We start from the raw sequence: 5787 nt of genomic DNA on the forward strand, positions 1-5787 counted from the left end.
GGCGGCCGGCGGGGGGTACGGGGCGGCGCCCGCGGCCCCGATGGCGTTCGCCGCGGCCCCGCGCTCCGCGCCGCCCTCGGGCCGACCCGCCGCCCCGGCCGCGATGGGCCTGGGCGCGGGCGGCACCATGCGCCAGGAGGTGTACCGCGACGACCGGCCGCCCGCGGACTGGGCGGACGAGCCCGCGGGACGGGTCTTCGTCCACCTGGTGACGCCGCCGGACTGGCGCCGCATCACGGGCGAGGAACCCCCGCCGTCCCCGGTGGACCGGGCCGCCTACAACCGGGCGGGCCTGCCGTGGTTCGACTACGACGACGCGGCGGGCCACGACCTGGCCCCGGCGGACCCGCTGTCGGACGTGAAGCCGGTGGGGGAGTGGCTGGGCGACGACCACGAGCCGTGGCAGGACCCGTCACCGGGCCAGGTGAAGCCGCTGGGGGACGCGGGCGCGAAGGGGAAGCCGGTGGGGGACGGGGAGTGGTGAACCCGGCTGCCGGCGCGGGCGTCCGATGGCGCCTCAGCGCTGGTGGTCCCCCGTCCGGCCGTCGATGAGTTCGCGCAGGATGTCCAGGTGCCCGGCGTGCCGCGCGGTCTCCTCGACCATCCGGATCAGCGCCCAGCGCAGCGACACCGTCGCGCCGTGCCAGGCCGTGCCCGTCGCGTCCAGGTCCAGCTCCTCGATCGTGCGGTCGGCGGCGGCGCGGGCCCGGCCGTAGAAGGCCAGGACGGACTCCACCGTCTCGTCCTCGAAGGCGTAGCTGTCCTCGTCGGTGAAGGGGTCGAACCACAGGGGTTCGACCTCCCTGCCGAAGGTGCTCACCAGCCAGCCGTAGTGCACCGAGGCCAGGTGCTTGACCAGCCCGACGGGGTTGGTCCCCGAGGGCACGAGCACCCGGCGCGCCTGCTCCTCGCCGAGGCCCTCCAGCTTCCAGGCCACGGCCTCGCAGTGCCGCGTCAGGCTGGCGCGGAGGCTTTCCTTCTCACTTCCCTCGTAAGGGACCACAGTTGCCATGCGGGGAAACTAGCAGCGGCCACTGACAACGGCGGGGCGGGCGGCTCCGCGAGAAGCCGCCCGCGCCGTGTCCGTACCGGGCTCACGTCCCCGCGGGCTCCCCGCTCATCGCGGCCGCCATCCGCAGGTGCGGGGCCGCCTCGTCCGCCCGGCCCTGGCGCTCCAGGGTGCGGCCCAGCATCAGGTGCGCGTAGCTCTCCACCGGGTCCCGCTCCAGGACGGCCCGCAGCTCGCGCTCGGCCGGGCCGAGGCGGGCGGAGTGGTAGTAGGCCCGGGCGAGCAGCAGCCGGGGCGCGACCTGCGCGGGCTCCTCCTCGACGAGCCCGGCCAGGATGCGGGCGGCGGTGACGTACTCCTTGGCGTCGAAGAACATCCGGGCCCGGTCCCAGCGGTCGGCGGGGGTGCCGAACTCGAAGTACGTGTCGCTCACTTGCGCTCCTTCCGGTGGGGCCCCGGTCCGTGTTCCCGGGATTCCCGGTCCGTGCCTCCACGGTCCGCGTTCCCGGGGTTCCCGGCGGGGTCGGTCGTTCCGCTCAACCGAGCGAGATGGTTCAATATTCCACTACCTGGTCGGGGTGTCCGCGGCGATAGGTTGGGCCCATGAGCAACCTTGACCGTCAGGCCCCGCTCTCCGTCTGCGGAGGGCGGGGGTTCGTCGTGGCCGAGCCCGTGCGGGAGCTGCTGAGCCCCCGGCGCGTGAAGCTCGGCGAGTCCACCGAGGTGCGCAGGCTGCTGCCCAACCTCGGCCGCCGCATGGTGGGCGCCTGGGCCTTCGTCGACCACTACGGCCCGGACGACATCGCCCAGGAGCCCGGCATGCAGGTGCCGCCGCACCCGCACATGGGCCTGCAGACCGTGAGCTGGCTGCACGAGGGCGAGATCCTCCACAACGACAGCACCGGCGTCACCGCCACCGTGCGCCCGCGCGAGCTGGGCCTGATGACCTCGGGCCGGGCGATCTCGCACTCCGAGCAGAGCACCGACCCCCACCCGCGCTTCCTGCACGGCGCCCAGCTGTGGGTGGCGCTGCCCCAGGAGCGCCGGCACGTGGAGCCGCACTTCCAGCACCACGCGGACCTGCCGCGGGTCACCGGCCGGGGCCTGACGGCCACGGTGATCCTGGGCGAGCTCGACGGCGCCCGCTCGCCCGGCACCGCGTACACCCCGATCGTCGGCGCGGACCTGGCCCTGGCGGCCGGCACCAGCACCTCGCTGCCGCTGGACCCGGACTTCGAGTACGCGGTCCTCTCGATGTCCGGCGAGGCCCACGTCGACGGCGTCCCGGTGCTGCCCGGCTCCATGCTCTACCTCGGCTGCGGCCGCACCCGGCTGCCGCTGCGCGCCGAGTCGGACGCGGGGCTGATGCTGCTGGGCGGCGAGCCCTTCGAGGAGGAGATCGTCATGTGGTGGAACTTCATCGGCCGCAGCCAGGAGGAGATCGAGCAGGCCCGGGCGGACTGGACGGAGGGCACCCGCTTCGGCGAGGTGACGGGGTACGACGGCGCCGCCCTGCCCGCCCCGGAACTCCCGCCCGTCCCCCTGAAGCCGCGCGGCCGCGTGCGCTGACCCCGCCGCCCCGGGCGCGCCGGGGTCCGGCCCGGCGCGCGGGCCGCGGGGGCGAACGCGGTTGCGGGCAGGGCGAATTCGCGGTGTCGCCGCGCGCTCGCGCCCGCGCTCCTATGCTGGCTCCAAGGGCGGAGCCGAGCTGGGGGGCATGGCGGATGAACGCAACGGGCAGAGGTGTGTCCACGACCGCGTCGGGCGTGGGATCCAGGGTCAGGTCGGGCGTGCGGTCGGGCGTGAAGTCCGGGGCCAAGCGGCTCCTGGGGCGCGCCGGGTTCGACATCGTGCGCAGCACCGACAACCGCGGGGGAGTGGACGACTTCATCCCCTTCGAGGCCACGGTACGGGCCGCGCGGGCGGCCGGACTCTCCGTCGGCGACTACATCGACGAGGTCATGAACGGCACGCCCGGCGCGACCCGGTCCACCATCGACGAGCTGCGCGGCCGTGGCGTCTACGCCGACGGCCCGCGCACGCTCCTGGAGATCGGCCCCGGGTCCGGCCGCTACCTGGAGAAGACGCTCCAGGAGTGCTCGCCGCAGCGGTACGAGATCTACGAGACCGCGGCGCCCTGGGCCGGGTACCTGGTGGAGACCTTCGGCGTGGTCGCCCGGCCCACCGAGGGCAGCAGCCTCGCCCCGACCCCGGACGCCAGCGTCGACCTGGTCCAGGCCCACAAGGTCTTCAACACGGTGACCTTCCTGTGCGCCGTGCGCTACTTCCACGAGATGGCGCGGGTGGTGCGCCCCGGCGGCCGGATCGTCTTCGACGTCATGACGGAGACCTGCCTGGACCCGGCCGCGGTGGGCACCTGGGTGCGGGAGGGCGGCTCGGGGCACGACTCCTTCCCGGCCGCCATGCCCCGCGCGGTGTGCGTGGACCTCTTCGACTCCCTGGGCTGCACCCTCGAGTCCAGCTTCCTCGCGCCCCTGGGCGTCGCCACCACCGAGGTGCTGGTCTTCGCCAGGAAGCCCTGAGCCGGGGGTCCCGAAGCGACCGTCGTGAGCCGAAGTGCTCGACGGTCGAAGCCGCAGCAGCCGTCAACGTGCCTTTGGTGTCAGCCCAGTTCGACCGCGTGACCGCCCGTCGGGCACGGGCGGTCCGGGTGTGCCCCCGCGCCCCGCTCCGCGGGCGCGTCGGTCCGGGCGGAGGGGTTGTTCAGCAGGTCGTACTGCGAGATCAGATAGCCCGCGTGGATGCGGCTGCGCGCCCCGATCCGCTTCATGATCTGCGAGATGTGGCGCTGGCAGGTGCGCAGCGACAGGCCGAGGCGGTCCGCGATGCGCTTGTCGTCCTCGCCGTTGACCAGCAGCCGCATGATGCTGAGCTTGACGTCCTCCGAGGTCTCCATGACCTGGCGGCGGTTGTACTCCAGCGGGAAGGAGGAGGCTGCGGCCCAGGCCCGCTCGAAGGCCGCGACCGTGAAGTCGACGATGCTCGGGTCGGTCACGATCATCGCGCCGTCCGGCTGGTCGCGCAGCGGCAGGATCGCGCGCTCGCGGTCGAAGATCATCAGCTGTGGGAAGCCGTCGGCGAGGGTGCGCACCTGGGTGCCCAGCGCCGTGAAGTGCTCGACGTAGGCGGCGGTGCCGACGTCGAAGTGGGCGCTGTGCTGGTAGAGCGTACGGATGCCGACGCCGCGCTCCAGCAGGTCGCGGGAGCGGCCGACCGACTCGTGCAGCACCTCAGGGGGGCGGGCGCCGCCCGGGTGGGAGGTGAGCACCTCGTCCGTGGCGCTCGCGGCCATGCTGTTGACCGCCCACCGGACGCCGCTGCGCTCCTGGAGGACCTCGATGCCCTTGCGCTTGAGGCGGTCGCTGGCGGCCTCCTCGTACACGTGGACGAGACCGTCGAAGGTCTGCCGCATCGCCTCCGCCTGGTCCTGCAGCCGGCGCACCTCGTGCAGCATCGGGTCGAGCAGCTGGAGCTTGGCGCTGTCCGGTGACACCGGGATCAGGCGGCTCTCGCTCTGGTCGGCCTCGCGGAGCAGGCGCAGGGTGCGCAGCTGGCGTACGGCCGCGCGGATCTCCTCGCCCGGCAGCCCGGTCTCCACTTCCAGGTCGTTCACGGTGACGGCGCCCGCGCTGCAGGCGCGGGCGTAGATCCGGGCCTCGGAGGCGCGCAGGGCGGGCACTGCTTCGGTGGGCGATGCATTCACGTTCGATCAGTCTAGTCCGCTTTTCGTACCTGTCGTATTACCGCCAACGGAGACACGAGGGTTTGGCGGCCTTGGTCCGGCCTTCCGGTGCTGCATACATTGAAGGGGCCCCACAAGGGCGCCCTTTTGCACCACTTGGTTTGGGATTTTGTGATGAGAACCACTCCCCCTCCCGCGTCTTCCACCGCGCCGCGTCCCGGACCGGCCGCGGCCCCGGGCCCGGTGCCCGATCCCGTTCGGCGGTAGACACGTGTCATCCGAAACGTGGCTCAGCCCGCTGCGCCACCCGCTGTCCCGTCCCGCCGGCCGGGTCGTCGTCCTGCCCCACTCCGGAGCGGGGCCCAACGCCCTCCTTCCCCTGGTGGCGCGCCTCCCGCAGGACCTGGACGTCCTCGGCGCGACCCTCCCCGGACGCGAGCGCCGGTTCGTCGAAGAGCCCGGGGCCTCGCCCGACGAGGTCGTGGACGGCATCCTCGCGGAGCTGTCCGCACTGCCCCCGGCGCCGACCGTGCTGTTCGGCCACAGCCTCGGCGGCTCGCTCGCCCTGGCCCTCGCCCACGCGGCGCCCGCCCTCTGCTCGGCCCTGGTCATCAGCGCCCAACTCCCGTGCGGCTCCCAGGTGGAGCGCCCCGACGAGTGGGACGACGCCGCGCTCCTGAGCGTGATCGAACGCGGTGGCGGCACCCCGGGAGAGCTGTTCGCCGACCCGGGCTGGCGCGACCACACGCTGCGGCTGATGCGCGCCGACCTCACCCTGGGCGGCCTGCTCGCCCGGCGGAACGCCGACGCCCGCGTCAGGCACCCGCTGACCGTGCTCGGCGGTGAGGACGACCTGCTGGTCCCCGCCGCCGCACTGGCCTCCTGGGCCGACCGGGCCGACGCGGACCCGGACTTCCTGATCCTGCCCGGCGGCCACTTCTACCTGCTCGACGAGGCCAACCTCGACCGCGTGGCCGGCGCCGTCGCCCGCATCGCCCTGAACCGGCCGGACATCGAACTGGTGGCCGTCAACGACCTGACGGACACCGCGTTACTGGCCCACCTGCTGCGCTAC

The 5787-nt window shown here is 73.6% G+C and carries 6 protein-coding genes and 1 pseudogene; 4 read left to right on the top strand and 3 right to left on the bottom strand.

Features of this window, described 5'->3' with window-relative positions:
* Positions 1-484, top strand: a pseudogene (locus ABT160_RS46145) (hypothetical protein); the annotation flags it as partial.
* Between the two features lie 33 nt (positions 485-517).
* On the opposite strand, the gene ABT160_RS46150 reads toward ABT160_RS46145, so the two are convergent.
* Complete coding sequence (locus ABT160_RS46150) at positions 518-1012, bottom strand: DinB family protein (RefSeq protein ID WP_351656191.1); 495 nt, start codon at positions 1010-1012, stop codon at positions 518-520.
* A gap of 82 nt (positions 1013-1094) precedes the next feature.
* Positions 1095-1442, bottom strand: coding sequence for a tetratricopeptide repeat protein (locus tag ABT160_RS46155; protein WP_351656194.1), 348 nt, complete (start codon positions 1440-1442; stop codon positions 1095-1097).
* Positions 1443-1612: 170 nt separating this feature from the next.
* Between ABT160_RS46155 and ABT160_RS46160 the strand changes: the two genes are divergently transcribed.
* Positions 1613-2578 carry a pirin family protein gene (locus ABT160_RS46160; RefSeq protein ID WP_351656196.1) on the top strand — a complete coding sequence of 322 codons (966 nt, stop codon included), beginning with the start codon at positions 1613-1615 and terminating at the stop codon, positions 2576-2578.
* A gap of 197 nt (positions 2579-2775) precedes the next feature.
* Positions 2776-3552, top strand: coding sequence for a methyltransferase domain-containing protein (locus ABT160_RS46165; RefSeq protein WP_502984425.1), 777 nt, complete (start codon positions 2776-2778; stop codon positions 3550-3552).
* Between the two features lie 80 nt (positions 3553-3632).
* Here the strand turns inward: ABT160_RS46165 and ABT160_RS46170 are convergent, their stop codons facing one another.
* On the bottom strand, positions 3633-4733 hold the full coding sequence (locus ABT160_RS46170; RefSeq protein ID WP_351656198.1) for a helix-turn-helix transcriptional regulator: 1101 nt from the start codon (positions 4731-4733) through the stop codon (positions 3633-3635).
* Between the two features lie 250 nt (positions 4734-4983).
* Here ABT160_RS46170 and ABT160_RS46175 point away from each other — a divergent pair.
* Positions 4984-5787: thioesterase II family protein (locus ABT160_RS46175; protein ID WP_351656200.1), on the top strand; the 804-nt coding region annotated here is incomplete at its 3' end.

Source organism: Streptomyces sp. NPDC001941 (genome assembly GCF_040296945.1).
Lineage (GTDB): Bacteria > Actinomycetota > Actinomycetes > Streptomycetales > Streptomycetaceae > Streptomyces.